Genomic DNA, 25,370 nt, shown 5'->3' with positions numbered 1-25,370 from the left:
CATTATTCATAGATAAAGCCAGTGTGAACAAAAAAAATGAGTGCATGTGTATCAAAAATACTCTTTCTGCATGGCTTAGATTCATCGCGTGAATCTACAAAATTCCATGCAATTGATGCAAAGCAGAAATTTTGCATTGATGTCGATTACCGCAACCTGAATTTTCAGACAGTTGCCGACTTTTATCATGAAATCATTGAGAAAATTAAGCCGGAAATTATTGTAGGCCATAGCTTAGGCGGCTATTGGGCGCTTAAAATGTCTGCAGCGCACCGCATTCCCTGCGTCATTGCCAACCCCAGCCTAACTCCCAACTTCAGAGAAGACTATCCCGCCATATGCAATGATGATTTAGACAATGACATTCCGCAGCTGGCCTATTTAGAACTCGGAGATGAAATGCTGGATATGCATAATGTTCAGGAACAGCTGGAAGACTACATGCAAATTCAGGCAATTGAAGGCGGACACCACCGTCTGGAAAATCCAGAGAATATCAACATGCTGATTCAGCAAATTGAACAGTCATTCTTAAGCAAATAAAAAAGCCCTGTTTGAAGCAGGGCTTTTTTATTCAGGCGGCAGTTTTAGGCTGCGTTTGATTCCGGTCTAGATTTTTCATCCAAAACAGACCAAATATTCATGCCTAAATCTTGATGCAAATCGGGTAAATCCAGGAAAATACTCGCGCCAAGCACTTGATGATGGCATTTCTCAACCAGCTGCTTCACTGCGCGCAAAGTTCCGCCTGTCGCAAGCACATCATCAACCACAATAACTTTTTGGCCTTTGATATCTGCAGACATTTCCAAACGGTCTAAGCCGTATTCTAAACTGTAGCCCACACCAACCACTGGCGGCGGCAATTTACCCGCTTTGCGAACTAAAATCAGGCCTTTTCCAGTGCGCTGCGCCAGCAGGCTGGCCAGCACAAAACCGCGCGCTTCAACAGCAACAAAACTCTCCACTTCCGCTAACTGCTCAGCAGGAATGCTTTCGATCAAAGCATCTGTCAACTGTCCAATGTTATTCATAAATAACGGCGTAAGGTCATAGAAACAGATGCCTGGTTTTGGAAAATTTTGGACAGTACGAATGTTCGACCACAATACAGTAGACAAAGTGCTCATAGGAGAAATATAAAATAAGAAAGGAATGTATGAATTTTAACGCTAAATTCGAACAATGAACAGCCAATTTTAATTTACAAGCGATTCTAAATTACATAAGCCATTGATTTTATTATCATCATTTTTTAAATAAATATTAGCTATGCAATATCCTGATCATAATTTAACAAATAGCCATTCAAAAAGCTTCACGACTTTAGTCTAGATAGTCTTCATTAAGACTGGCGCCCGCCGCATGCTGAATCTGATTGCTGTACTCAGCCTTTAAATTGTCAGACAAAAATTATGTAAATCGTGATTTTTCTGACATTTTTTGTCCCTGCTGGACATTCTGCTTTTTATTTCGCTGATTAAACTCTTATTCACTTTACTTTATGATCAGAACTGCGTAAAAATTTACGCCAAGAGTTTGCTGTTAAAGTCATATTATTAGAGTCTTGCAGTATCTGGAATTTTAGCTGATCCCCGGTTTAGATCAGTTTTTGGAGAATCAAATGAAAAAGTATCAATGCATCGTTTGCGGATGGATTTACGACGAAGCAGAAGGCTGGCCGCAAGACGGTATTGTCGCCGGCACAAAATGGGACGATATTCCAGATGACTGGACTTGCCCGGATTGCGGTGTTTCAAAAGCCGACTTTGAAATGGTTGAAATTTAATTCATAAAAACAAAAGACCATGCCGTTATGGTCTTTTTTTACGTCTTTAAAAATAGATTAATGCGCTTGGAGTAGAGTATGCACCCTATTGTCATTATTGGTTCAGGTATGGCGGGCTATGCAGCTGCACGTGAATTCCGCAAGCTGAACGCCGAACAAGAACTTATCATGATTTGTGGCGATGACGCAGCGAACTACGCAAAACCCACTTTATCCAATGCCTATACGGGCAAAAAGGCGCCAGAGCAAATTGCATTAGGCGATGCAGCAAAAATGGCTGCGCAGTTAAATATGCAAATCATCAACCACACTTGGGTGAAATCGATTGATGCCGCCGCGCATCAGCTGCATCTTGAGAACACTGAGGGTTCAGCAGCAATTCAAAACTATTCCAAATTAATTTTAGCAGTCGGCGCAAATCCAATCCGTCTTGCGATCGCAGGTGATGGCAGCGATGACATCCATGTCGTAAACAGCCTGAATGACTATAAAGCCTTCCGCAGCCAAATCGATCAAAGTACCGATAAGCGTGTGGTGATTTTAGGCGCAGGCTTAATTGGCTGTGAATTTGCCAATGATTTGCAAAATACAGGCCACAGCGTCACCGTCATTGACCTTGCGCCACAGCCGCTGGGCCGCTTATTGCCAGCGCATGTTGCAGAGGCATTTAAAGAGAATTTAGAAGAGACCGGCATTCACTTTGTACTGGGGACTACCGTCGAAAAAATTTCCAAAGCCAGCCATGGCCACTATTTAGTCACTTTAGCCAATGGACAGAGCCTGAAAGCGGATACCGTTCTTTCTGCAATTGGCCTGCAGCCGAATATTGACTTGGCGAAAGCGGCTGGCATGCATACCAGCCGCGGCATCTTGACCAATGCCGGCCTAGAAACCAACCTGCCTGATATCTATGCCATGGGCGACTGTGCCGAAGTCAATGGCACCCTGCTGCCTTACGTCATGCCGATCATGCAGCAGGCGCGCGCGCTGGCGAAGACGCTTAACGGCGAGCAGACCGCGGTGCATTATCCGGCTATGCCCGTCGCGGTGAAAACGCCTGCTGCGCCGCTGACGGTATTGCCTGCGCCCGTGGATGCCGACGTCACATGGGAAACAGAGGAAACAGAAGACGGCATGCTGGCGAAAGCGACTGACAGCGCAGGCACATTGCGCGGCTTCGTGCTGCTGGGCGCTGCCGCTGGCAAACAGCGCCTTGCGTTAACCAAGCAGGTTCCGGACTTGATTCCTGCATCCATTTAAGCGTTTAATATAAGGACGTTTTTCACATAAAACGTCCTTATATGGGGAGAATAATAATGAATAGCGCATTACAATTTAACAATTCTCCGTACACAGCATTTATGCATGAAACCAAAGTCGATTTAGGCAATGGCATTGAGCTGCACGTAGAAGCTGGGGGAAACCCAGAACATCCGCCAATCATGCTGGTCATGGGCTTAGGCGCTCAAATGCTGTATTGGCCCGATTTCTTTTGCAAATCCCTGATCGATCAAGGCTACCGGGTTATCCGTTTTGATAACCGCGATATTGGACTGTCTTCAAAAATCAGAAATAAAGGCCCGCGCCTGAATACCCTCAAACTGATGGGCCGATTTATGCTGGGGCTGGAAAATCAAGGCGCGCCATATAATTTGCATGATATGGCAGAAGATGTTTCGCTGCTGATTGACCGCATGGGTTTAGACAAAGTGAATATCATTGGCGCCTCAATGGGCGGAATGATTGCGCAAATCCTTTCGGCAAAATATCCTGAAAAAATCAATAAGCTGGGCTTAATGTTCACCAGCAACAATCAGCCGCTCTTGCCGCCGCCGTTCCCAAAGCAATTATTCAGCCTGATTGGCAAGCCTGAATCACATGACGAAGAAGGAATCGTCAATCATAGCCTGAAGGTTTTCAACATTATTGGATCGCCTGGCTATATCAATCAGCTGGAAGCCATCCAAACCGCCCGCAAGCTATATCAGCGAAGTTATTATCCAGCGGGTGTACTTCAACAGTTTTTAGCAATATTATGTACAGGTTCACTGCTGAATCTGGACAAACAAATACAGAAAGAAACCTTGGTTGTTCACGGGTCATGCGATCGCCTGCTCCCGCCCAGCCATGGCAAAGCTGTTGCGAAAGCAATTTCCGGCGCTAAATTTGAATTAATTGATGGAATGGGGCATGATATCCCTCCGCATTTTATTCCATATATTAGCGGTTTATTTGCTGATCACTTTAATTCATAAACATTAGGTCACTATGGCTGCATTACCATCTCTAAGACAGCTGTCATATCTCGTAACGCTGTCAGAAACGCTGCATTTTACTGAAGCTGCGCGCCGTTCATTTGTCACCCAGTCCACATTGTCTGGCGGCATTATGGAGCTTGAGCGTTTGTTAGGCGGCGTACTTGTTGAACGCGACCGTCAAAATGTCCGTTTAACACCGCTTGGTGAGCAGGTTGTTGCCCGAGCACGTGTTCTCTTGGCCGATGCGCAGGACTTAATGCGCCTGAGCCGTGAAATGAGTGAGCCGCTCACAGGCGATTTGCATCTCGGCATTATTCCCACCATTGCGCCATTTATTCTTTCACAGCTGCTGGATGAAGTGCACAAGCAGCTGCCGAAAATTCAGCTGCATCTGCATGAAGCGCAGAGTGAGAAAATTGTTGAAAAATTGGAGCACGGCAACTTAGATATGGTTGTTTTGGCATTGCCATTTGATACACGCAGCCTGAAAGTTGCTGAAATTGCAAAAGAAAGCTTATATTTAGTTTATAACCGAGCTGACCAAAACGCTGCCAATGCCGTTTCTCTAGATGATTTAGATTTATCACGCTTGATGCTGCTGGAGGAAGGCCACTGCCTGCGTGACCACGCATTAAGCGCCTGCCCGGTTGGCGAGCGTAAAAATGACCACCGCTTAAAAGCCAGCTCACTGCCGACCTTAGTGGAAATGGTTTCTGCAGACCTAGGCTTTACCCTGCTGCCGGAAATTGCTTTGCATGCCAATATGCTTAAAGCCGATGCAAACATAGCTGTTAAACCCATTGAAGCAGGCCCTAGCCGGACATTGGCATTGATTACCCGCAAGAGTACGCCGCTGCAGAGCGAGTTCGACGTCTTACTGCAAATCATGCAAAAAATCATGCACAATCTGCATTAATACGACTGTAATTCTTATATTAAAAAGGAGCCTGCATGGCTCCTTTTTTTCAATTGAAAAAAAGAAAAAAGGCAAGCCAATTCGGTTGCCCTTTTAAGGAAATAATACAAATGATTTCAAACTCGAAGATCAAATCATTTGTATCCTTGATAAATCTTCTTCCTAGCCAGATAAGTCAGAAGATGCGGCTATACTAGAACGCCATCAGCTTTTGTCCTATCCCTATTTTTGGGTATTTTTTAACAATTATTTGATTAAAAGCAAATATAATCCCTTTTAAATGATCAATTTGAATTTGTTTTTGTGATTTTCATCATACTTAACAACTAATATCCAAAAATGAATGCACCGCCCCTTCTCTTTATTTACTGTACAGCCAGCCGTGCATCAGCGCATATAAAAAGAGAATAGTCAGCTATAGTTTTTTTACTCTGCCTGCATATCGCCCTTGGCAGAGTGATCCAATACCTTCCTCTTCAGCAAAGTTTACACATTGCATCACCAGCGGCCCAATTAAACAAGAAAAATACATGATTATTAAAATAAATATTATTCAACAACAACTTAAATATAATACATTGATTTAAATCCCTATTTCTAGGGATAGATATTTACGTCAATCTAAGGCAAAGTTTCAAAAACAAAGCATAACCATATTCATAATTTTTTGATGTTAGAGTGACCCTATTCATGCATAACGAATTAATTCTGCCTGTGCCCGTACTGATCATTCATCAGGGCAGAATCACGCCGGCCTTGCAGCCGCACAGCATCGTCTTGCATATCATTTTGAAAGACTTAGGTTACCCTGAAGAACTGGTGTTATCTGCAAATTCCGAAGAACAAGCAAATCAAGTCACCGCTGAACATTTACCCAATTTAGTTTTTTTAAATATTCAAGACCGCAGCAATTTGCGCGCCATTCAGAACATCAAGCAACTTTATCCGTTCAGTTATCTCATCACAATTCATGAAGGCATATTCAAGTCGGCTGAAATTCTTGAGGCGATTCAACTCGGCGCGGATGCCTATTTGCTGAGTGATGCGCCTGCAGAACAGCAATTTCAGCATCTTAAGTGCATTTTAAGCGGCGGCGCCATTTTGCATCCGCAGCTGGCTCAACTGCTGCAAAAGCAGTTCAGCTCAGCCAGCAATCTGCCAGCTCATCATTTATTCAGCCCTGCAGAAACGCAAATTTTAGGACACATCAGCCACTCAGAATCAGCAGCAGAAACTGCGTCCTCTTTAAAAGCCTCTGAATATCAAATATACAGCTTTATTAAAAATATATTCCGGAAAATCGCCCTGCAGAATAAACAAAAAAAGGGCTAAGCCCTTTTTTTGTTTATTCAATTACTTGATTAAATCCAGTAAAATACGCTGCGCATTATGCGGTTCTTCAGCATCAGCCGCTTGCACCCGCACCCATATTCCATCAGCCTGAAGCAGCCATGCCTGCTGATTATCTTTTAAGTAATTCACTAAACCTTGCTGATAAATTCGCTTCTTCAGCGCCGCATCTTCAATAGGGAAGCAGGCTTCTACACGGTTAAACAAATTGCGGTCCATCCAGTCAGCGCTAGAGCAATAAATACGGGCATCGCCATTATTGCTGAAATAATAGACACGGGTATGCTCCAGAAAACGGCCGACAATCGAACGGACACGGATATTTTCTGACAGGCCTGGCAAACCTGGGCGCAGGCAGCAAATGGAGCGGATAATCAAGTCGATTTGAACGCCCGCCTGCGACGCGTCATAAAGCTTGTTGATCAGCTGGACTTCCGTCAGGGCATTTACCTTCACAATAATTTGTGCAGGCTTCCCTGCTTTGGCATTGGCAATTTCATCGTCAATAAAGTTGATCAGCTGTGCATGCAAAGTAAATGGCGCATGCAGCAGCTTTTTCAGTTTCGCCATTTTGCCCATGCCGGTCAGCTCTTGGAAAATGCGGTGCACATCTTCACACAGCTCTTTATCCGTAGTCAGCAAGCCATAGTCTGTATAAATGCGGGCATTGCCGGCATGGTAATTGCCTGTGCCCAAATGCACATAGCGCACCAGCTTATTATTTTCACGGCGCACCACTAAAATCATTTTAGCATGCGTCTTGTAGCCCACAATGCCATAGACCACCACAGCGCCTGCTTCCTGCAGCACATTGGCAACCTCAATATTTGATTCTTCATCAAAACGGGCGCGCAATTCAATTACAGCGGTTACTTCTTTGCCGTTGCGCGCAGCTTCCGCCAGCACCTGCACGATTTCGGAATCGGGGCCGCTGCGGTACAAGGTTTGCTTAATCGCTAAAACTTGCGGATCCCGCGCAGCTTCACGCAGCAAATTAATCACAGGCGCGAAAGATTCAAATGGATGATGCAGCAGAATATCCTGCTTCTGCATTGCGCTGAAAATATTCTCAGCTTTTTTCAGCACTTTGGGAATGACCGGCGTATGCGAGTCATAACGCAAGTGCGGGCGCTTAAAGTTGGATAATAAGCGCGCTAAGTTCACAGGGCCATCGACTTTATAAAGCTGCTCTTGTTCAAGATCAAACTCGTCCAGCAGATAATCATAAATATGCTTAGGGCAATTATGCGTGACTTCCAAGCGTACTGCACGGCCAAAACGGCGTGAGTTCAACTCGCCTTTTAATGCTTTCGCCAAGTCTTCGACATCTTCATTCAAGGCTAAATCGGCGTTGCGTGTCACACGGAATTGATAGCAGCCTGTTGCCGTCATGCCTGGGAACAAATCGGACACATGCTCATGAATAATCGCCGACAGCATCACATGATGCTCTTTGCCGCCTGTCAGCTCATCCGGCAAGCGCACAACCCGAGGCAGTGAGCGCGGTGCAGGCACAACAGCCAAATCAATTTGCCGGCCAAAAGCATCTTTACCCTCTAGGGTGATGATAAAGTTAAGGCTCTTATTCACCAAGCGCGGGAAAGGATGCGCAGGATCGAGGCTGATCGGTGTCAGTACGGGCGCAACTTGTTCCTGAAAATACTTTTTCACCCATGCCGACTGGGCTGGCGTGAGTTCGCCGCGGCGCAGGAAACAAATATCTTCTTCACGCAATTTAGGCAGAATTTCTTCATTCAAAATACGGTACTGGCGCTCAATCGCCGCATGCGCAGTCGCTGAAATTTGATCTAAAACCTGCTTTGGCGTCAAACCATCCGGCGTATGGCTTTCATTGCCCAAATCCAGCTGCTCCATCATGCCTGCAACACGGATTTCAAAAAACTCATCTAGATTCCGTGAAAAAATCAGCAGGAAATTCATGCGCTCAAGCAACGGATGCAAGGGGTCAACCGCCTGTTCCAAAACACGCAGATGGAAATCTAAAATCGAAAGCTCACGATTGATGTAGCGATCATTATAAGTATATTCAGTAGATGCCAAAGATGTGTCAGCTGCCGTATTCATGTCTAACCTATGATTTTTGAAAGTGCGGTGCATAACGCTAAGTATGCTTCAAATTTATGACAATTTCATAAAAAAAAGCCTAGAAATCCAGGCTTTTTATCAAAAATTTTTACTTCGGCCACAGCTTTATGGAATATGGCTGTAACGCATGTATTTTTGAATCATGCGCTTACGGTATTTAAGCTTAGGGTCGTTGCGGTGGTCTTGATAATATTTTGGATTCGGCAAAATGGCGGCCAAGAATGCAGCCTGCTCACGGCTTAAACTGCGCGAGCTTTTGCCAAAATAATGCTGTGACGCGGCTTCCACGCCATAAATATTTTCACCAAACTCCACCGAGTTTAAATACACTTCCAAAATGCGCTCCTTAGACCACATGCGCTCCATCATCCATGTCGCGACAGCTTCCTGACCTTTACGTACAAATGACCGCTTATTATAAAGAAAAAGATTTTTTGCCAACTGCTGTGAAATGGTTGAGCCGCCAGCTACTACCCGCCCCTTGTCTTTATTGCGTTCAAGCGCAAACTGCATGCCGGCCCAGTCAAAACCATTGTGCTGCAGAAACTTGCCGTCTTCTGCCGCTACAACTGCATGTTTCACATAATCGCTGATTTTGTCATAGTCACGCCATTGGTGCTTAATCGGTTCTGACGGGTCTGACCAATAGTCCAGGCGCATCATCATTGTGGTTTCAACGGGATGGGTACGCCACCACGCTAAACTGGCAAAAATCCATAACTGAACCAAAAGCACTAAACTGAAAAGTATGAGTAAAGTGCGGGCAAGAAAGGCTTTCATGTCAGTCTGATGCTCCTGAAAATTGCTTTTTTCATGTTAAGCTTGTTATTAAACGAATAATCATCCAAAAGAATAGCATGCCAGAACTTTCTCCTCCTCAAGTAAACCGTAAACTGGAAATTCACCTGTGGTGGTTCACCGCACTGATGATCGCTGTCAATGTCGGCCTATTTGCGTGGCAAGTACTGCATGGCATGGATATCAGCAGCCCAAGCACCGCTGATGCTATCCGCTGGGGTGCTGATTATGCGCCTTTAAGTTTTTTAGCGGAACCCATCCGCCTCATCAGCAGCATGTTTTTTCACTTTGGCCTGATTCACCTGATGCTGAATATGTGGGCGCTGTATATTTTCGGCAGCATTGCTGAACAGATGCTGGGGCGCGTGTATTTTATCGGACTGTACTTTTTAGCCGGCATCAGCGGCTCTCTGCTGAGCGGCTACGTCTCTATTCAAGACAGCTATGAACTCATCCGCCTAGGCGTAGCCAACCGCGAATTATTGCCAAGTGTCGGTGCAGGCGCTTCTGGCGCTGTGATGGGGATTGGCGCCGCACTCACTGTACTGTCACTGTTCCCGGTCTTGCCTCAGCAGCGTTTCCTGCTGGATAAAAAGACCTTAGTCAGCGTCATGGCCATTAACTTAGCCATGGGCTTTATGATTAGCGGCATCAACAATGCAGCCCATATCGGCGGCATGCTGATGGGGGCATTTCTGGCAGGCGCATGGTATTTGGGGCAGAAAATTCAGCACAGCGCTGCGGTGAATTGCTGCAGCCTCTTGATTGGCGCAGCGCTGTGCTGGATCACGTATCAGTATTGCCTGTCTCTGGTGGTCTATATTGAACCGCTTTGGCAAGAGCTGGTGCTGATGATGAACAGCGCTATACGCTAGGCCAAGCGCCGGTACTGCAAAACAGCTGAGATGAATTACTGATTCATCTCGCGCAGGCTCTGCAAAGGCGGAATCTCCGTCAGGTAACTCAGGCGATAGCGCCCAATCAGCGCGCAAAGCAGTGTCATCAGCACGGGTAAAATCAGCCAGATTTCCCAATGCGGCTGTATGGCCAGTTCCATACGGTAGCTGGCAATAGCGCTGATCACTTCTGCAAACAGGCAGGAAACAACACCTGCAATTAAGCCCATAAAGCCAATTTCCAGACTTAGCATGCGTTTCAGCCTGTGCTTGGAACTGCCGAATGAACGCAGCAGCGCCACTTCTCGCTTGCGTTCATCCATCAGTAAATTCAGGCAGGCAACCAGTACTAAAATGCCGGATAGCGCAACCAAAACGGCTAATATCGTAATGATCTGCACCAGCAGGCTGACCACACGCTTCACTTCATCCAAAATTAAGGTCACATCAATAAATACAGTGCTGGAAAACTGCTGAATCAGCTGAATCAGCTGCGGTTTTTCGGCTTCAGGCACATAGAAGCTGCCCAGATAACTGCCAGCATTTTCATCCATGCTCTTCGGAGAAAAAATAAAGAAGAAATTGGGACTGAAGCTTTCCCATTCCACACTGCGCAAATTTACGACTTTTGCCTGCAGCATGCCCTCAGGCAAACTGAATGTCAGGCGGTCACCAATTTTGATGCCCAGTTCTTCCGCGGTTTTGATTTCAACCGAAACTTCATTGGCATGGCCGAATTTGGCTGCGCCGCTGACCGTTTTATTGTCGGCAGGAAGTGCCGAAGCTTGCGTTAAATTCAATTCACGGCGCAATGAATTATTGTTTTTCACCAGCTCATCGGCAAAAGGCTGATCATTTTTGGCGACCAGCCGTCCGCGGATGTTCGGATACAGCGGCGTGCCTTTCCAGCCATGCGCCTGCAGCTGCTGCTGAAAGGCCGGCATGTCCATGGGCGGCAAGCCGTAAACAAACTGGTTGGGCGTGCCTGCGGGCAATTGCTGCTGCCAGCGCTCCAGCAAGTCTGTGCGCAATACAGCCAATACCGTAATTAAGCTCAAACCCAGCGCCAGAGCCGTAATTTGAAATGCGGTTTGATACGGCGTACGCACATAGGCAGAAATACCGATCTTTAAGTTTCGGATGAATTTCAACACAGCCCAAATAAAAGCATACAGGACTGTACATAAAACCATAATGGCGCCAATTACCCATGCCGTCAGCATCAGATTCTCAGTCAGCACAGCGCTGAACAGCGCCAAACTGGCGGTGCCTGCCAGCAGCATCCACAGCATCGACTGCACTGATTTTTCCTGCTGGCGGATCACCCGTATCGGCGGCGTGTGCAGCAATTGCCACAGGCTAGGCATGACAAAGCCCAGCAGCACCGCAGCGCTGGTCAGCATCGCAATTGGCAAAGGCCCCTGCATCATATCCAGCGCGGAGAATGCAATATTCAATTGCGGAATCAACTGCAGCATCAGCTGCAGCAAGCCGTAGCCCAAGGCAATGCCGGCAGCGCTGCCCAAAATGACCGCCAGCCCAAACACCACTGCCAGCAATGACAAATAGGCCCAAAGAATCTGCTGTTTGGATGCGCCCATGCAGCGCATGAGCGCAATGCAGTCTTGATTCTGCTGTACATAGCGCTGGCTGGTTAAAGCAATGGCAATCCCGCACAGCAGAATAGTTAAGATATTCGCCAGCTGCAAAAAAGTATCCAAATTGGCAATCGGCTTCATCAAACGAGTATTGCCTTCACTGGCATTTATCAGACGCAGGCTGCTGTGTTCATCTGCAGATTGATTTTCAGCATTTGCAACATTCTGCTGATCGCCTTCCCCTTCTTTTCTGACGGGGCGGAGCTGTTTGAACCGCTGTTCAAATTGCTGCGTCTGCTTTGCATCGCCTGCCAGAAGCAGGCGGTATTCAATCCGGCTGCCCGTCTGTACGGCATTGGTTTTTGCCACATCTTGCCGTGAAATAATTACAGTCGGTGAAAACCCGCTGAAGCCCAGCTCCTGATTGGAGTCATGAGCAATTTTGGCGGCCACCTTAAATGTGCCGTCTGCAATCTGCACCGCATCGCCTATTTTGAGATGAAGCAAATCCATTGCCCGCTGGCTCAGCCAGATTTCACCCGGCTGAATGGCTTTCGCCGCAGGCCTGACACGCAGCTCGCCCCTTAAGGGAAAACTGGGATCAATGGCTTTTACATTGACCATGACAAACTGATCTGCTGTATGCGCCATGGTGCCAAACATGGTGACTTCGGACTGCCGCAGCTGCTGCCGGGATGCTAAGTCTTTCCAAAACTGGGCGATCGGCTCATTGTCTGAAAGCATCAAATCTCCAGCCAGCATTTCTGCTGCCTGCAGCGCCACAGCCTGCTGCACCTGCTCATTGCTGAACTTCAAGGCTGTCGTGGCGCTGATTGCTAATGTCAGCGCAATCAGCAGCAAATAGCCTCCTGTGCTTCTAAAACTTTGCGTCAATAAAGGACGAAATAAAGCATTCATTTCATCCTCCCTGCCTATGCTCAATCAGCTGCCCATCCGCCAACTCATAATGCCGCTGACACTGGGCTGCCAGTTGCGGATCGTGCGTCACTAAAATTAAAGTTGTCCCCAATTCACGGTTCAGCTGGAACAGGAGCCGTTCAATTTCTTTAGCAGTCGCACCATCCAGATTGCCTGTGGGTTCATCGGCAAAAATAATTGCCGGTTCGCTGACCAGCGCGCGGGCAATAGCAACCCGCTGCTGTTCGCCGCCAGACAATACTTTCGGGGTTTGCATGGCTTGGCGCGCCAGCCCCACTTTAGTGAGCAATGCATGCGCCTTTTTCTCGGCGGCCGCATAGTGAAAGTGTGGATGCAGACGCAGCGGCAGCATGACATTTTCCAGCGCCGTCAAATGCGGCAGCAATTGAAAAGACTGAAAAACGAAGCCAATATGCTTCAAGCGCACGGCGGCGCGCTGTTCTTCATTTAACTGCTCAATGGATTCTCCGCAGACCTTAAGATGTCCTGCACTGGCCTGATCCAGCGTGGCCAAAATGCCCAGCAGCGTTGACTTGCCTGAACCCGAACGGCCGGTAATCGCCACCTGTTCCCCGGCAAAAATTTCTAAATTGATCTGCTCAAAAATGCACAGTTCTTGAGAACCCAGCTGTATCTTTTGTGTCAATTGCTGTGCAGAAATTATCGCTTGTGGCAAGATGGATGGGTCAGTCGGAATTTGGCTCATATCTTTCCTATCTTCAGGGTTATATGCAGGATCTTATGCAGAGTCTTATGCAAAATCGCTATCTTAAAAATCAGGTGCTGCCGTATTTGGCTATTCTCGGCTTCAGCCTATTTCCCATGCTGGCCTGTGCCAAAACCATTCTAATTGTCGGCGACAGCTTAAGCGCCGGATATGGCATGCAGCCGCAGCAAGGCTGGGTGTACCTGCTGCAAAAACGCTTAGACCAACAGTATCCGAAAGCGCATAAAGTGGTCAATGCAAGTGTGAGCGGAGAAACCACCAGCGGCGCTTTGGCGCGGCTGCCGAAACTGCTGCAAATGCATGCGCCGCACGTGGTGGTGATTGAGCTGGGCGGCAATGACGGCCTGCGCGGGCAGCCGCCGCAGATGATTCAGAAAAACTTGGCGCAGCTGATTCAAAAAAGCCAGCAGGCCAAAGCTGAAGTGATTTTATTGGGCATGAAAATTCCGCCTAATTACGGAACAGCCTACAGCAAAGCTTTTGAAAACAGCTACAAAACCGTCAGCCAGCAATACAAAGTGACGCTGCTGCCGTTCTTTTTAGAAGGTGTCGCAGGCAAAAAGGATTTGATTCAAAGTGATCAGATTCACCCCAATGCCAAAGCGCAGCCGATGCTGCTGAAGAATGCCTATCCCTATATCGTCGGTGCGCTCTAAAAACACACAAAAAAAAGGCGCTGTTGATCAGCGCCTTTGATGCATTACATCATTTTGACTTTGACTTAGAAATCGTAGAAAGTTACTTCGCCGGTTTCCAATGAATACTCAGCGCCAACAACTTTCAGTTTGCCTTGGGCAATTAAGTTTTCCAGTACGGCAGAACCGTGACGCAGCTGATTGACGGATGCAAATACATTCGAACGCACCGCATGCATCGATAATTTAGCTAAATCATCTTTCAATTCAGTTTGCAGCAGAATTTCAACCGATGGGCGCACACGGTTCACAATAGACATCAGGTTTGCTGATGGCGGTGCTTTAGGGTTCATCAATGCTTCAATCGTTGAGTGAATTGCGCCGCAATGCGTATGGCCTAAAACAATCACCACAGGACAGCTGAAACTTTCCGCTGCAAATTCCACACTGCCGACTTGCGAGGGCGCAACAATGTTGCCAGCCACGCGAATCACAAATAGATCGCCCAAACCTTGGTCAAATACCATTTCGGCAGGAACACGCGAGTCTGAACAGCCCAATACAATGGCAAACGGTTCTTGGCTTTCCGCCATTTCTGCGCGCTGCTGATGCGTCAAAAGCTTAAGATGCTGCGTTTGACCATTTACAAAACGTTCATTCCCTTTTTTTAAACGATCTAAAGCTTCTTCTGCTGTTAGCATGGTCTTCCACCCTGATTTTAAGTTGGATTATTTTAATCCCCTGTCTGGTGAATGTCACTTGCAAAAACAGCTGAGAATCGGCTTTTCTTCACGCATATTTTCACAGGATCAATTTTGCAGCTGCGCTATGTTTTTTTCTGCATTCCGCTGCCCATCGCAGGATATTTTGGGAATAAATAGGAAGAAAATGCCAATCCGAAATATTTTGATCTAATTTTTTCGGTCATTTTCAAGACACAGTTCACATTTTATTCAAGCTCAATTAACTCCGTCAAAAAGCTGCGCGTGACAATCACAACATTTAAACTACAATTATCTTCATAAATAATTCAATTAAGCGAATGTGCTCATTCAGTTAATTTTTAAATAAATGAAAGAACAAATTCCTGCTGTTTTTTAGGGGTAACATCAGTCAATGAAGGGACTACATTCGACTTTCGGCCGGGTATTGAAATGTGCAAGCCTTTGCGGCCTGTTCATATTTTCTCAGCCCAGCTTTGCCGCCGGCAATCACCCAGCGGCAACTGCTCAGCCCGCAATTTTGCAAAACTATTTAGTGCAGGAACGCAAAGCCGCCGGCCTCAGCTCAAAAACAGTGCAGATCGGCAATATTACATGGAGCTATAATGAAGGCGGCTCCCGCGCCAACCCCTCCATTTTGCTGATTCATGGGCTGGCTGGAAACCGAGACAACTGGAGTCGCGTGGCGCACTATCTGACGCCCTATTATCATGTCATCATTCCCGATTTGCCCACCAATGGCGATACGAAAGTTCCTGAAAATTTTGACATCTCCATTCCAAACGTCACTGAGCAGCTGCGCCAGTTTGTTGAAAAAATTGATATAGAAGATCGGCTGAATGTTGCTGGACATTCACTGGGCGGTTCGATTGCGACGGTTTATGCTGCGCAGTATCCATTTGATACGCAAAGCTTATTTCTGCTGAACAGCGCCGGCATTTATAAGCATGCGCTGACGCCTTATACGCAGAATCCATCCTCCTTAAAGCAGCTGATTGTATCCAAGCCGGGTGATTTTGACGGCGTGATGCACCAGCTGATGCAAAATCCGCCTGCTGTGCCTTTTAAGCTCAAGCAAGCGCAAGAACAGCAGCTGATTGCCCAAGCGGAGCAAACTCAGAAAATGATTGATCAGGTGGTCACTTTAAACCGGATTTATACCCCAGACAGCTTTGCCCGCTTAACCAAGTCAGTCGAAGCGCCAACGCTGATTCTATGGGGCAGGCAGGATAAAATTATTAATGTTGAAGCGGCAAATGAATTAAAAACATTATTGAAACGCGCTGAAGCACCTGTCATCCTTAACAATGTGGGCCATGTACCCATTATTGAAGCGGAGCAGGCCGTTGCAGACCATTACTTGCCATTCCTTGCAAAAAGCCAGAAGTTTAAAAATCCACTGATGGATAAACTTATTCCTTTAAACTAATTCACCCGGTTTTAAATAGACTGGGGATTCAGGGACAGCATGCAGCAGAATCCAATGATTGAGCAATTGATCGAAGCTCATCTTAATTTTTTAGACCAGACCTTTGCTGAATCTGGCACTGTCCAATCTGAGTTTTTAAATTTTTATCACTGGTTCAGAAAGCAGCCCTTGCAGCAGCTGTGGTCTTTTGAACAAATCCACAGCCTGATTGAAAAGCAAATTTTAGACACGCCTGCCAGCGGTTTTCTGATAGAACAAATTGCAGAACACATTAAATTCGCGCTGATTCACCCGATCAATGAAACCACGCAGATTGCGGATGTTATTTCGGTACTGACTATTGATAAAATTGCGCAATATGTGGCCAGCAAAAGCGGCCACCGCCAGCGCTTGATTAAGACCGTAGTCAATAGCCCGGCTTTTTCCGCCATGATCAGCCAGCTGATTCAGCACTCCATTCAGGACTATTTAGATAATTCGGTTATCGCAAAAAGCGTCCCGGGCGTGTCGCGTTTTATGAAAATGGGCAAGTCAGTTTTAGAAAATGTCACCGATACCAATTTAGATGATGCTGTCGGCAAATACCTGCAGAAGAATATTCTTAAACTCAGCCAAATGAGTGAAACTGTCCTCAATCAGCACTTTGACGATCATAAGCTGTATCATTTTCAGGCCAATTTGTGGCATAAAATTAAAGCCATGCCGGTGTCAGTGCTGAAAAACTATATTGAAGTGCCAGATTTACCGCAAACGGTTGGCATGGGTGCAGAGATTTGGGACTTTATCCGTCAAAGCGGATATTTAAAACAGCAAGTGCATGACGGCGTCTATGCGTGGTATATCCGAAATGCAGAGCGTCCTTTTGATTTATTGCTGCGGGATTTAAACATTGATGAGGCGCTGATTGAGACAGAGCTGCAAGGCTTACTCAACCCTGTCATTCAGCAGATGATCCGTTCAGAATATTTGCGTGAACGTGCTCGGCATTATTTAGAGCAGTTCTATTATGCTGAAACCACATTAAAAATTTTAGCCATAGCTGAATAAATAAAAAAGCCGCTTTACGCGGCTTTTTTATTGCAGATTAGAATCTGATATTCATACCTACAGTATATCTTCGGCCATCTAGGACAATATCATATTCACTATTGGTCACTTCTTTATTTGCAAGGTTATATACGCCTGCAGTTAAGCTCAGTTTTTCGCTCGCTTTATACACTGCACCAGCATCAATGGTGCCATAAGCCGGTGTACCGCTGCTCATTGATGTGCGGCTTAAATAATCACTGGTTTTACCGCGATAGTTATAATCCATCCATATATTCCAGCGGTCTGAAACATCATAATCCACACCAGCATTCAGCATGTGTTTTGGCATTTTATTTAAAGGCTGACCTTTAAACTCGCCGCTCTTCTGCTCTGAATCTGTGTAAGTGTAACTTGTGCTCAAACGCAAGTTATAAAGCACATCATAATCTAAAGCGAATTCAATACCCTTCATTTCAGCTTCTGCAACGTTCTTCATTTGGCTGACAAAGCGGTATGGTTTGCCATTTGCTGAACATTTCCAGTCCTGAACAGGTGAGCTGTTTGTGGTTCCTGGGGTATCACACAAACGGTCTTCCACGATCTTATCTTTAAAGTCTGATTTAAAGACCATTAAGCTGCTGCTTAAACCCAGCTCTGGATCTGAAAAATTAAAGCCTAACTCGTAACTGGTGCTCTTCTCTGGAGACAAATCAGGATTGCCGATAATCACCGCACTGCCTTTACCTGTACGGCTGCCAAAACCTTCAGAAATTTGACTAATCGTCGGCTGTTTGTAGCCTGTGCTGATCCCGCCTTTTAAAGTTAAGACATCATTTAAATGATAGATACCATAAATTCGCGGGGTGATTTCTCCACCAAAATATTCGTCTTTATTGTATCGAGCGCCAAGTGTTAACGCGAAATCATCCGTAATGTTCCACTCATTCTCTGCGTACAAAGCAAAGAGCCAGCGGTCAAGTGTAGTCAAGCCCGTAACGCTGGCTAAACCATTGGTGGTATCGGTAATTTTTTCTGTTTGGTATTGACCGCCCGCAGTTAAAGTATGATTCCCCAAGAAGAACGTGCCTTGCGTATTAAATACTTTTAAGTCTTCTTGCTTTTCATCTGCTACAGCACCGCTATACACTTTCTTGGTTGTTTCGTCTTGGTAGTATGAATCAATATTGAATGTATCGTAGTGCGCTTTATGCGTTAAGGTATACATCTCTTTTTCGTTTTCATTGGTCGATGCTTCACTTGCTGCACCAACACTTTTACCCAGTGTCGTTGTGTACTGCTGACCCGTGAAGTCATAGCGCAAGCCAATATCATTGTGCTCATCGACATTCCAAACCAATCCAGTGCCTAACTTTCTGACTTTCTTTTCAGACTCACTCGAACCTGATTTTTGCCCCTCGCCGCCAACATAGTCACTTTCATCATTGCCTTGGAAATTGCCGTCCAAGCTTAATGACAATTTATCTTTAATTAATGGGCCAGCGGCATAAAAACCAACACCATAGCTGTCATTGGCATAGTCATTATTTGATTTTGTATATTCTGGAGAAATACTGCCGTGCCAATCGCTCGAAGACGCTTTTTTGGTAATGATATTAATGACACCGCCCATGGCATCTGAACCATACAGGGATGACATTGGGCCACGAACCACTTCAATACGCTCAATCATGTCAATTGGCGGCAAATAGGCGCCAATTTTCCCGCCATCCGTACCATTGCCGTTCACAGCTCTGCCGGCACTGACAGGACGTCCATCAATAAGATACTTGGTATAGCTTGCGCCCATGCCGCGAATGGTGATTTCTTTATTATTGCCGCCGCCTTGCACGGATACGCCCGGCATGTTTTTGACTGCATCAATCACGTCGGTATATGATTTTTTTTGTAATTCTTCACCAGTAATGACTGAGATTGACGCAGGCGCGTCTGCAATATTTTGTTCAAAGCCGCCCGCAGTTGTTACCACAATGGTTTCTAATTTTGTCACATTTTCCTGCACCATTTGCCCTTCTGCATGAACGGCTGCACTCATTGCTGACATCACGGCAAAAGCCAAAGCGGATTGTAATAACGGCTTATTCATATACGTATACCCACAAAAAATAATGGAGAAATAAAGTAAATTTGCGGGCAATATTAACAAAATATAAACATAATGCAATTAATATTGATAATTATTATCATTATAAGCATTCATTTTGTGTAAAAAAATAGCCTCAAACTTGAGGCTATTTTTGTTTATTCAAATGGCTTATTTAAAATAAGCGCCTTCCGTATTGCTGTGATCCGTTTGATCCACAACACGTGCAAGTTCAGGTACATGCTGTTTCAGCGTAGTTTCTACACCTTGCTTTAAAGTCAGGTCAATGGATGAACAGCCTTGACAGCCGCCGCCGAATTTAAGCACAGCTGTTAATCCATGCTCGGCATCTTCAACCACTTCAACCAATGCGCAGTTGCCGCCATGCCCTGCAAGGCCCGGATTAATTTCAGACTGAAGCACATAAGTAATGCGCTCTTCTACTGATGCATCAGGGCCGACACGCGGCACTTTAGAGTTTGGCGCACGGAAAGTTAATTGCCCGCCAAAACGGTCTTTGTTGTAATCAATCACAGCATCCAGCAAATAAGGAATGGATGGCGCATCGACAAAGGCAGGGAAATCGGGATAATCCTGTTTATAATCTGTCGGCACAACTTCTTCAGGCGCACTGTAAGCCATGCAACATTCAGCACGAGGCGTACCCGGATTTTCCACAAATACACGCACACCAATACCCGGCGTGTTTTGCTTATCCAAAAGATCCTTCAAATACTCTTGAGCAGTTGGCGTAATCAATAGGTTTGGAATTTCTTCAGCAACTGCTGTGCTGTTGTTCTCAGTCGACATGACAATATTTCCTCAAGCTGAAGCGGCTATTTTAGCTTAAGATGCGGTTTATTACGAAAAAATCAACCAAAATTGTCGGAATTATATTGAAAGCTAACGCTTATCGGGCATTTAATGGCATTATGATCAGCAAATATTGATCAATAGACCGCCAATTTATGCTGGATTTACATTTAAACCATACCGTCACTATAATCATTATTACGGTCATTGTTTCTTTTATGGCATTCCAAAATCAGAACCTCATGAACCGGCTGATTTTTTGGCCGCCAGCCATGCAGCGCGGGCAATACGACCGCTTTATCACGCACGGCTTTGTGCATGCGGACGGCGCGCATCTGCTGTTCAATATGATTACGCTGTTCTTTTTCGGCAGCATTATCGAATCCTTTTACCGCCAGTATTTTTTTGATTTAGGCTTTGTGCTGTTTTATCTGGGCGGGCTGATCGCCGCGATTATTCCGAGCTATCTGCAGCATAAAAATGATGCGCGCTGGGCAAGTTTGGGCGCGTCTGGCGCAGTTTCTGCAGTACTGTTTGCCTATATTCTATTTGAACCGTGGAAACTGATTTTCGTATTTTTCATCCCTGTGCCCGCAATTATTTTTGCAGTGCTGTACGTGGCTTACAGCGTTTGGTCCGGCAAGCGCGGCAATTCCAATATCAACCACAGCGCGCATTTATGGGGCGCAGCCTATGGCGTGATTATGACCATTATTATTGAGCCTCGCCTGCTGCCGCACTTCCTGAACAAGTTAATGCAGATTCCTTTTTAGAACATTCCAATAATCAAGATCGGCCATAAAAAAGAATTCCGCGGTATGCGGAATTCTTTTTTATTTTGAAAATTGCGGTTTTGATCAGTTTCAATAGATCTGATTATCCATCAATATTTTCAACAAGCTGGCCATTCGCAAAATGCCAGTTCCGCTGATAGGCAGACACAAATTTAGCGATGAAAATGGGCGCACGGTCTATGGCGGAGCGTTCTTTAAAATGGCCTTGAGCTTTTGCCCAGTCATAGCAGCTTTCATTCAATGGATACTCGATTAAAATACCGCTTAAATAATTTCTTTTTATCCAAAATTCAGCCTGACGGTAACTGGAAAACACAGCCGATGCCAAACCTGATTTTTGCCCATTAAAGACATAGACTTGATTAGATTTATTCATAAAGCCACCCTGCTCTTCTTGTTTTTCTGCTTAAATCATAAATGTGACTCAAGTCACATTTCAATTATTTTTTATTAAATATGCCAGATAATTGTAAGCAGGTGTAGTTTTAAACAAATTGCAGGCCACTCAGGCATTCCGCTGCAAATTTCATCTGGATCTTCACCAAAATCCGCTTATCATAAAAAGTGACCAGAATAAAAAAGGAAATTTCATATGAAAAAAACAGCTTTAATGTTCGGCATGATTTTCTGCAGCCTATTATCAGCCTGCGCAGTTCATACGCGGGAAGGCAGTATTATTGTCGATCCAGACCGCGGCTCTCACCCGCATGGCCATGGCGATTTCTGTCCGCCCGGCCAAGCTAAAAAAGGACACTGCTGAATACAGCTAAACTGTAAAAAAGCCTTCAAGCTGAAGGCTTTTAAAGTATTTCATACCACTAAAGTTCTGCGTATTTCACGATAAATCATCAAATTTTGGAACCTTATGCCACCGAGGAATTTAATTTGGCATAGATAATGTATACATCTGTATAGTAATGATTAGATCAGGTGAGATATTTTGCATGTCCAATTCTTTAGACGGTCTTCAATTTCCAAATCCATCTCAAAAGCAAAAACCCAGCACCTCTAAAGCAGGGCGGGAAATTATTGCCGAAGCCTTAGCCAGTGTAGATCACAGCGCTTCGCAAAAAGCTGCCGCTGAAAAAAACTGGCGCAAGCAGTATCCGCAATATTTTAAAGCGCTGGTGGAACATGGCATTCAAAACAGCCAAAAGCCGCTTGAAATTGCTGAAGCTGGTTTAAATAAGGCGCATCACACCTTTGAATTTTTCCGCAATGGCCAGAAGCATTTGCTGAAAGATGTTATGCAGCTGGAAGCCCAGCCTTTATATACGGTTAAACTCAAAGGTGAAAGTGAAGCAGCGCCCGATTGGTATGTGCCCTATCATGGTCAAAAACTGCAAGGTGAAGCGCTGCTGGCGCAGATCCAGAAATGGCAGGATGACGGCATTATTGAACCGAGCCATGCTGATGCTTTACGTGAGGCGGCGTCACATCCTGAATGGTTTGATTTATCTGACCGCACCATGGTCTTATTTGGCGCTGCGTCTGAAGCAGGCCCTTTAACCTGGCTGTCTAAATGGAAAGCCAATATTGTTGCGCTGGATTTGCCCAATAGCCGTGTCTGGAGCAAAATTTTAGACACCGTACAGCAAGGCAATGCCACTCTGTATGCGCCTTCAGCCGAGGCCATGCCGCAAAATACCGAAACAGCCATTTTAAAAGAAAAACTCGGCGCAAATTTATTGACTCAGATTCCTGAAATTGCACAGTGGCTGGTGAAAAACGAACATCAGCTGGATTTGGCCGCCATTGCCTATTTAGACGGTGAAAAGCACGTGCGCGTATCCATGGCGATGGATGCCATCATGCAGTATGTCAGCGCGCAGAAAGCCGACACCAGCCTGATGTATATGTGCACCCCGACTGATGTATATGCCGTGCCTGAAGAAGTGATCCATGCGTCTGCTGATAAATTCACGCAGCGCTCCAAAGCGCAGCAGCTGATCAGCACGGGCATTTCCGCCCTCTCGCGCCAGCACTTTTTCAAGCAAAACCTGCACAGTGTGATTCAGTCTGAAAATGGGCAAAAATATGGCATTGCTGACTGTCTTGTGGTTGAGCAGGGGCCAAACTATGCTCTGGCAAAACGCATTCAGCAATGGCGCGCGACATTGGCGCGTCAAAATGGCCAGCGCGTCAGCATCAATATTGCGCCATCAACTACCACGCATTCAGTCACTAAAAATCCGCTGCTGAAAGCGGCTTTTAATGGCGCCAGCCTGTTTGATGTGGAAGCCTTTAAACCCGAAACTACCAATGCCATCATGGCGGCGTTATGGATTCATGACCTGCGCAATCCACAGTCCGCAGCCAACCCGGAAGTAGAATTGCAGCATCCGCTGGAGCTGATGATGAAAGGCGCCAATCATGGCGGCTTATGGCGTGTGGCATATTTAGCGCGCACAGCCCTGCCTTTTGCCGCAGTATACGGCTTTGCTGCGGATAAATTGCCCTTAAATAAAGTCTTGGCAAAACTGAAAAAGTAAGGCTCCGCTGCCCTCTTCTATGTACAGTTTAAAACATCTGCAGGGATCAGGGCGCAGCCTTTAAATAGTCAAAATTGAAGATAATACTGCGGAAAAATGCCCATCCAATACGGCTGAGATTAAGCGCCGCCTCTCACTATTTCCCATAAAAAAACGCTGCATTGGCAGCGTTTTTCTATCAGTACTGAAGACCTAAAAACAGGCTTTAGAATACTTTCAGCAAAATCCAGTACAACGCGCCGGATAAACAAATCGTAGCCGGCAATGTAAAGATCCACGCCGATAAAATCGTACGGACCATTTGCATATTTAAGCCAGAACGATTCGCCACCATGGTGCCGGCAACCGCACTGTTCAATACGTGCGTGGTTGATACCGGCATGCCTAAACCGTCAGCCGCTGCAATCGTCGACATTGCCACCAATTCAGCAGACATGCCTTGACCGTAGGTCATATGGTTTTTACCAATACGCTCACCCACGGTGACGACAATGCGCTTCCAGCCCACCATAGTACCCAGGCCTAAAGCCAGCGCCACCGCAACTTTCACCCAAGTCGGGATATACTGCAGGAATGAATCCAAATTGCTGCGGTATTCTTTAACCGTTTTTTTCTGATCCGCATCCATCGCCGGAAGCTGATCCGCTTTGTCTAAACGCTTAAACGCCGTTGTGCTCAAGTACATATCATTGCGGATGACAGAAATTTCCGCTTCAGGAATTTCATGCACATCGCCATATTTTGCCACACGTTCGCCCAAATGATCCGTCAAACTTGCCAAAGCCGGAACCACTTGCGCATTCACTTCTTTGGTTTGAATATATTTGGTAATGACTGCACGCGCCTTTTCATCAGGAATATCAGCATGCTGCGGATAAATGATCGCCGCTGTTTGAGCAGAAAGCTGCTCAAATGACTGAATATGCTTGCTGTCTAAATTCTTGTTTAAAGAATACGCCAGCGGCACGCAGCCAATCAGAATCAGCATGATTAAGCCCATGCCTTTTTGACCGTCATTTGAACCATGCGCAAAGCTCACACCTGTGCAGGTAAAAATCAAAATCGCACGGATTAATGGCGGCGGCGGCTTATTGCCTTCAGGCGGATGGAACAGCTCCAGCTGTTTGCGGAAGACTTTTTTCACCAAAAGAAACAGCAGCGCTGCAAATGCAAAGCCAATCAATGGAGAAAACAGCAGCGCCTTACCGACTTTAAGCACTTGCTCCATATCGACGCCGCTGGCGCCCGCGCCAGCATGCAGCAGGTAATTCATAATGCCGACACCCAGGATCGAACCGATCAGAGTGTGTGAACTTGATGCTGGAATGCCTAAGAACCAAGTGCCTAAGTTCCACAGAATCGCAGCAATCAGCATGGCAAAAACCATGGCAAAACCGGCGCCTGAACCGACATTCATGATCAGTTCAACAGGAAGCAAAGCGATAATGCCGTAGGCGACCGCCCCGCTGGCCACCATGACACCCAGAAAATTACAAAAACCCGCCCACATCACTGCGACAGGCGCAGATAATGCATTGGTATAAATGACTGTTGCTACAGCATTGGCTGTATCGTGAAAACCATTCACAAACTCAAAACCGAGTGCAATAAATAACGCTGTTCCCAATAAGATCATTGAATAAAGACTTAATGCGGGAACGTGTGCCAAATCAGAAGTTAATTGAAAGCCGATATAAATCAGCGTCGAAATTATTACCGTCAAAAAAACCGGCATAAAAAATTTCGGTGTAGGCACATGAACATTCGTCGACTTAACGGCTGTCGAGGGTTGTGCTGAATCTACGGGAGTTTGATTAGAATTCATGCAAGCAGGAATGGAGGATTTAAGAATCCCCATATTGTTCAGTTTAATTGTGACAATTATATGACAAAGCGCTGTCATATAAAGCAGTTTCTCATACTTTATTGCATCTGATTCCGCACCCAAATACCGCTAAAGAATTTATGTTAATTATTA

The 25,370-nt window shown here is 45.8% G+C and carries 23 protein-coding genes; 13 read left to right on the top strand and 10 right to left on the bottom strand.

All coding sequences use genetic code 11. The features are described from left to right. The first annotated feature begins 36 nt into the window (after positions 1 to 36). Positions 37 to 543, top strand: a complete 507-nt coding sequence (locus tag OKC24_RS00840; RefSeq protein WP_130144158.1) for a YqiA/YcfP family alpha/beta fold hydrolase — start codon at positions 37 to 39, stop codon at positions 541 to 543. A 44-nt stretch (positions 544 to 587) separates the two neighbouring features. On the opposite strand, the gene OKC24_RS00835 is transcribed toward OKC24_RS00840, so the two are convergent. Then, positions 588 to 1,130: an adenine phosphoribosyltransferase gene (locus OKC24_RS00835; RefSeq protein ID WP_131275996.1), complete on the bottom strand. Its 543-nt coding sequence runs from the start codon at positions 1,128 to 1,130 to the stop codon at positions 588 to 590. A 494-nt stretch (positions 1,131 to 1,624) separates the two neighbouring features. On the opposite strand from OKC24_RS00835, the gene rubA reads away from it, so the two are divergent. The 5 genes from rubA to OKC24_RS00810 all read left to right on the top strand — a co-directional run bounded on the left by rubA (position 1,625) and on the right by OKC24_RS00810 (position 6,295). Further along, positions 1,625 to 1,789 carry a rubredoxin RubA gene (rubA, locus tag OKC24_RS00830; protein ID WP_005008208.1) on the top strand — a complete coding sequence of 55 codons (165 nt, stop codon included), beginning with the start codon at positions 1,625 to 1,627 and terminating at the stop codon, positions 1,787 to 1,789. Between the two features lie 78 nt (positions 1,790 to 1,867). Beyond that, entirely contained in the window at positions 1,868 to 3,049 is a 1,182-nt protein-coding gene (locus OKC24_RS00825; RefSeq protein ID WP_130144160.1) for an NAD(P)/FAD-dependent oxidoreductase, read from the top strand. A 56-nt stretch (positions 3,050 to 3,105) separates the two neighbouring features. Continuing rightward, complete coding sequence (gene estB, locus OKC24_RS00820; protein WP_005008206.1) at positions 3,106 to 4,044, top strand: esterase EstB; 939 nt, start codon at positions 3,106 to 3,108, stop codon at positions 4,042 to 4,044. Between the two features lie 13 nt (positions 4,045 to 4,057). Next, a complete protein-coding gene (oxyR, locus tag OKC24_RS00815; RefSeq protein WP_005008203.1) occupies positions 4,058 to 4,963 on the top strand; it encodes a LysR family transcriptional regulator OxyR in 906 nt (301 codons plus the stop codon). Positions 4,964 to 5,653: 690 nt separating this feature from the next. Further along, on the top strand, positions 5,654 to 6,295 hold the full coding sequence (locus tag OKC24_RS00810; protein WP_130144161.1) for a transcriptional regulator: 642 nt from the start codon (positions 5,654 to 5,656) through the stop codon (positions 6,293 to 6,295). A gap of 21 nt (positions 6,296 to 6,316) precedes the next feature. On the opposite strand, the gene ppk1 is transcribed toward OKC24_RS00810, so the two are convergent. Together ppk1 and mtgA are read right to left on the bottom strand one after the other, a co-directional pair. Continuing rightward, positions 6,317 to 8,398 (bottom strand): polyphosphate kinase 1, encoded by a 2,082-nt coding sequence (ppk1, locus tag OKC24_RS00805; RefSeq protein WP_131275997.1) that lies wholly within the window; start codon positions 8,396 to 8,398, stop codon positions 6,317 to 6,319. Positions 8,399 to 8,524: 126 nt separating this feature from the next. After that, positions 8,525 to 9,199, bottom strand: a complete 675-nt coding sequence (gene mtgA / locus OKC24_RS00800) for a monofunctional biosynthetic peptidoglycan transglycosylase (RefSeq protein ID WP_130144163.1) — start codon at positions 9,197 to 9,199, stop codon at positions 8,525 to 8,527. A gap of 77 nt (positions 9,200 to 9,276) precedes the next feature. On the opposite strand from mtgA, the gene OKC24_RS00795 reads away from it, so the two are divergent. Further along, positions 9,277 to 10,092 (top strand): rhomboid family intramembrane serine protease, encoded by an 816-nt coding sequence (locus OKC24_RS00795; RefSeq protein WP_131275998.1) that lies wholly within the window; start codon positions 9,277 to 9,279, stop codon positions 10,090 to 10,092. A 35-nt stretch (positions 10,093 to 10,127) separates the two neighbouring features. On the opposite strand, the gene OKC24_RS00790 is transcribed toward OKC24_RS00795, so the two are convergent. Together OKC24_RS00790 and OKC24_RS00785 are read right to left on the bottom strand one after the other, a co-directional pair. Then, positions 10,128 to 12,629: an ABC transporter permease gene (locus OKC24_RS00790; protein WP_265464517.1), complete on the bottom strand. Its 2,502-nt coding sequence runs from the start codon at positions 12,627 to 12,629 to the stop codon at positions 10,128 to 10,130. 1 nt (position 12,630) lies between these two features. Next, entirely contained in the window at positions 12,631 to 13,356 is a 726-nt protein-coding gene (locus OKC24_RS00785; protein ID WP_131276000.1) for an ABC transporter ATP-binding protein, read from the bottom strand. A gap of 47 nt (positions 13,357 to 13,403) precedes the next feature. Between OKC24_RS00785 and OKC24_RS00780 the strand changes: the two genes are divergently transcribed. Continuing rightward, entirely contained in the window at positions 13,404 to 14,033 is a 630-nt protein-coding gene (locus OKC24_RS00780) for an arylesterase (protein WP_131276001.1), read from the top strand. A 65-nt stretch (positions 14,034 to 14,098) separates the two neighbouring features. On the opposite strand, the gene OKC24_RS00775 is transcribed toward OKC24_RS00780, so the two are convergent. Next, complete coding sequence (locus OKC24_RS00775; protein WP_131276002.1) at positions 14,099 to 14,713, bottom strand: carbonic anhydrase; 615 nt, start codon at positions 14,711 to 14,713, stop codon at positions 14,099 to 14,101. Positions 14,714 to 15,128: 415 nt separating this feature from the next. Between OKC24_RS00775 and OKC24_RS00770 the strand changes: the two genes are divergently transcribed. Continuing rightward, positions 15,129 to 16,163, top strand: coding sequence for an alpha/beta fold hydrolase (locus OKC24_RS00770; protein ID WP_131276003.1), 1,035 nt, complete (start codon positions 15,129 to 15,131; stop codon positions 16,161 to 16,163). Positions 16,164 to 16,202: 39 nt separating this feature from the next. Next, a complete protein-coding gene (locus tag OKC24_RS00765; protein WP_131276004.1) occupies positions 16,203 to 17,210 on the top strand; it encodes a hypothetical protein in 1,008 nt (335 codons plus the stop codon). Positions 17,211 to 17,247: 37 nt separating this feature from the next. Here the strand turns inward: OKC24_RS00765 and OKC24_RS00760 are convergent, their stop codons facing one another. Next, on the bottom strand, positions 17,248 to 19,296 hold the full coding sequence (locus OKC24_RS00760; RefSeq protein ID WP_265464515.1) for a TonB-dependent receptor domain-containing protein: 2,049 nt from the start codon (positions 19,294 to 19,296) through the stop codon (positions 17,248 to 17,250). Positions 19,297 to 19,464: 168 nt separating this feature from the next. Then, positions 19,465 to 20,103 carry a Fe-S biogenesis protein NfuA gene (nfuA, locus tag OKC24_RS00755; protein ID WP_005008176.1) on the bottom strand — a complete coding sequence of 213 codons (639 nt, stop codon included), beginning with the start codon at positions 20,101 to 20,103 and terminating at the stop codon, positions 19,465 to 19,467. 158 nt (positions 20,104 to 20,261) lie between these two features. Between nfuA and OKC24_RS00750 the strand changes: the two genes are divergently transcribed. Further along, the gene (locus OKC24_RS00750) at positions 20,262 to 20,879 is read left to right on the top strand and encodes a rhomboid family intramembrane serine protease (protein WP_130144171.1); all 618 of its coding nucleotides are present in this window, start codon (positions 20,262 to 20,264) and stop codon (positions 20,877 to 20,879) included. A 103-nt stretch (positions 20,880 to 20,982) separates the two neighbouring features. Here OKC24_RS00750 and OKC24_RS00745 read toward each other — a convergent pair whose 3' ends face one another. Beyond that, positions 20,983 to 21,276 carry a DUF7710 domain-containing protein gene (locus OKC24_RS00745; RefSeq protein ID WP_005008173.1) on the bottom strand — a complete coding sequence of 98 codons (294 nt, stop codon included), beginning with the start codon at positions 21,274 to 21,276 and terminating at the stop codon, positions 20,983 to 20,985. 216 nt (positions 21,277 to 21,492) lie between these two features. Here OKC24_RS00745 and OKC24_RS00740 point away from each other — a divergent pair, with 216 nt between their 5' ends. Both OKC24_RS00740 and OKC24_RS00735 read left to right on the top strand, forming a co-directional pair. Beyond that, on the top strand, positions 21,493 to 21,660 hold the full coding sequence (locus OKC24_RS00740; RefSeq protein ID WP_165381125.1) for a hypothetical protein: 168 nt from the start codon (positions 21,493 to 21,495) through the stop codon (positions 21,658 to 21,660). Between the two features lie 184 nt (positions 21,661 to 21,844). Further along, on the top strand, positions 21,845 to 23,392 hold the full coding sequence (locus OKC24_RS00735; RefSeq protein ID WP_265464511.1) for a hypothetical protein: 1,548 nt from the start codon (positions 21,845 to 21,847) through the stop codon (positions 23,390 to 23,392). A 205-nt stretch (positions 23,393 to 23,597) separates the two neighbouring features. Here OKC24_RS00735 and OKC24_RS00730 read toward each other — a convergent pair whose 3' ends face one another. Beyond that, positions 23,598 to 25,217, bottom strand: coding sequence for an inorganic phosphate transporter (locus OKC24_RS00730; protein ID WP_131276008.1), 1,620 nt, complete (start codon positions 25,215 to 25,217; stop codon positions 23,598 to 23,600). Between the last annotated feature and the right edge of the window lie 153 nt (positions 25,218 to 25,370).

This window comes from Acinetobacter entericus (genome assembly GCF_026168575.1).
GTDB lineage: Bacteria > Pseudomonadota > Gammaproteobacteria > Pseudomonadales > Moraxellaceae > Acinetobacter > Acinetobacter bouvetii.
Note: the sequence above shows the minus strand (reverse complement) of the source record. Positions and strands in the feature narration are given on the sequence as shown.

Coding starts and splice junctions, on each gene's coding strand:
- OKC24_RS00840 (WP_130144158.1), top strand. CDS start 37: ATGAGTGCATGTGTATCAAAAATACTCTTTCTGCATGGCTTAGATTCA.
- OKC24_RS00835 (WP_131275996.1), bottom strand. CDS start 1,130: ATGAGCACTTTGTCTACTGTATTGTGGTCGAACATTCGTACTGTCCAA.
- rubA (WP_005008208.1), top strand. CDS start 1,625: ATGAAAAAGTATCAATGCATCGTTTGCGGATGGATTTACGACGAAGCA.
- OKC24_RS00825 (WP_130144160.1), top strand. CDS start 1,868: ATGCACCCTATTGTCATTATTGGTTCAGGTATGGCGGGCTATGCAGCT.
- estB (WP_005008206.1), top strand. CDS start 3,106: ATGAATAGCGCATTACAATTTAACAATTCTCCGTACACAGCATTTATG.
- oxyR (WP_005008203.1), top strand. CDS start 4,058: ATGGCTGCATTACCATCTCTAAGACAGCTGTCATATCTCGTAACGCTG.
- OKC24_RS00810 (WP_130144161.1), top strand. CDS start 5,654: ATGCATAACGAATTAATTCTGCCTGTGCCCGTACTGATCATTCATCAG.
- ppk1 (WP_131275997.1), bottom strand. CDS start 8,398: ATGAATACGGCAGCTGACACATCTTTGGCATCTACTGAATATACTTAT.
- mtgA (WP_130144163.1), bottom strand. CDS start 9,199: ATGAAAGCCTTTCTTGCCCGCACTTTACTCATACTTTTCAGTTTAGTG.
- OKC24_RS00795 (WP_131275998.1), top strand. CDS start 9,277: ATGCCAGAACTTTCTCCTCCTCAAGTAAACCGTAAACTGGAAATTCAC.
- OKC24_RS00790 (WP_265464517.1), bottom strand. CDS start 12,629: ATGAATGCTTTATTTCGTCCTTTATTGACGCAAAGTTTTAGAAGCACA.
- OKC24_RS00785 (WP_131276000.1), bottom strand. CDS start 13,356: ATGAGCCAAATTCCGACTGACCCATCCATCTTGCCACAAGCGATAATT.
- OKC24_RS00780 (WP_131276001.1), top strand. CDS start 13,404: ATGCAAAATCGCTATCTTAAAAATCAGGTGCTGCCGTATTTGGCTATT.
- OKC24_RS00775 (WP_131276002.1), bottom strand. CDS start 14,713: ATGCTAACAGCAGAAGAAGCTTTAGATCGTTTAAAAAAAGGGAATGAA.
- OKC24_RS00770 (WP_131276003.1), top strand. CDS start 15,129: ATGAAGGGACTACATTCGACTTTCGGCCGGGTATTGAAATGTGCAAGC.
- OKC24_RS00765 (WP_131276004.1), top strand. CDS start 16,203: ATGCAGCAGAATCCAATGATTGAGCAATTGATCGAAGCTCATCTTAAT.
- OKC24_RS00760 (WP_265464515.1), bottom strand. CDS start 19,296: ATGAATAAGCCGTTATTACAATCCGCTTTGGCTTTTGCCGTGATGTCA.
- nfuA (WP_005008176.1), bottom strand. CDS start 20,103: ATGTCGACTGAGAACAACAGCACAGCAGTTGCTGAAGAAATTCCAAAC.
- OKC24_RS00750 (WP_130144171.1), top strand. CDS start 20,262: ATGCTGGATTTACATTTAAACCATACCGTCACTATAATCATTATTACG.
- OKC24_RS00745 (WP_005008173.1), bottom strand. CDS start 21,276: ATGAATAAATCTAATCAAGTCTATGTCTTTAATGGGCAAAAATCAGGT.
- OKC24_RS00740 (WP_165381125.1), top strand. CDS start 21,493: ATGAAAAAAACAGCTTTAATGTTCGGCATGATTTTCTGCAGCCTATTA.
- OKC24_RS00735 (WP_265464511.1), top strand. CDS start 21,845: ATGTCCAATTCTTTAGACGGTCTTCAATTTCCAAATCCATCTCAAAAG.
- OKC24_RS00730 (WP_131276008.1), bottom strand. CDS start 25,217: ATGAATTCTAATCAAACTCCCGTAGATTCAGCACAACCCTCGACAGCC.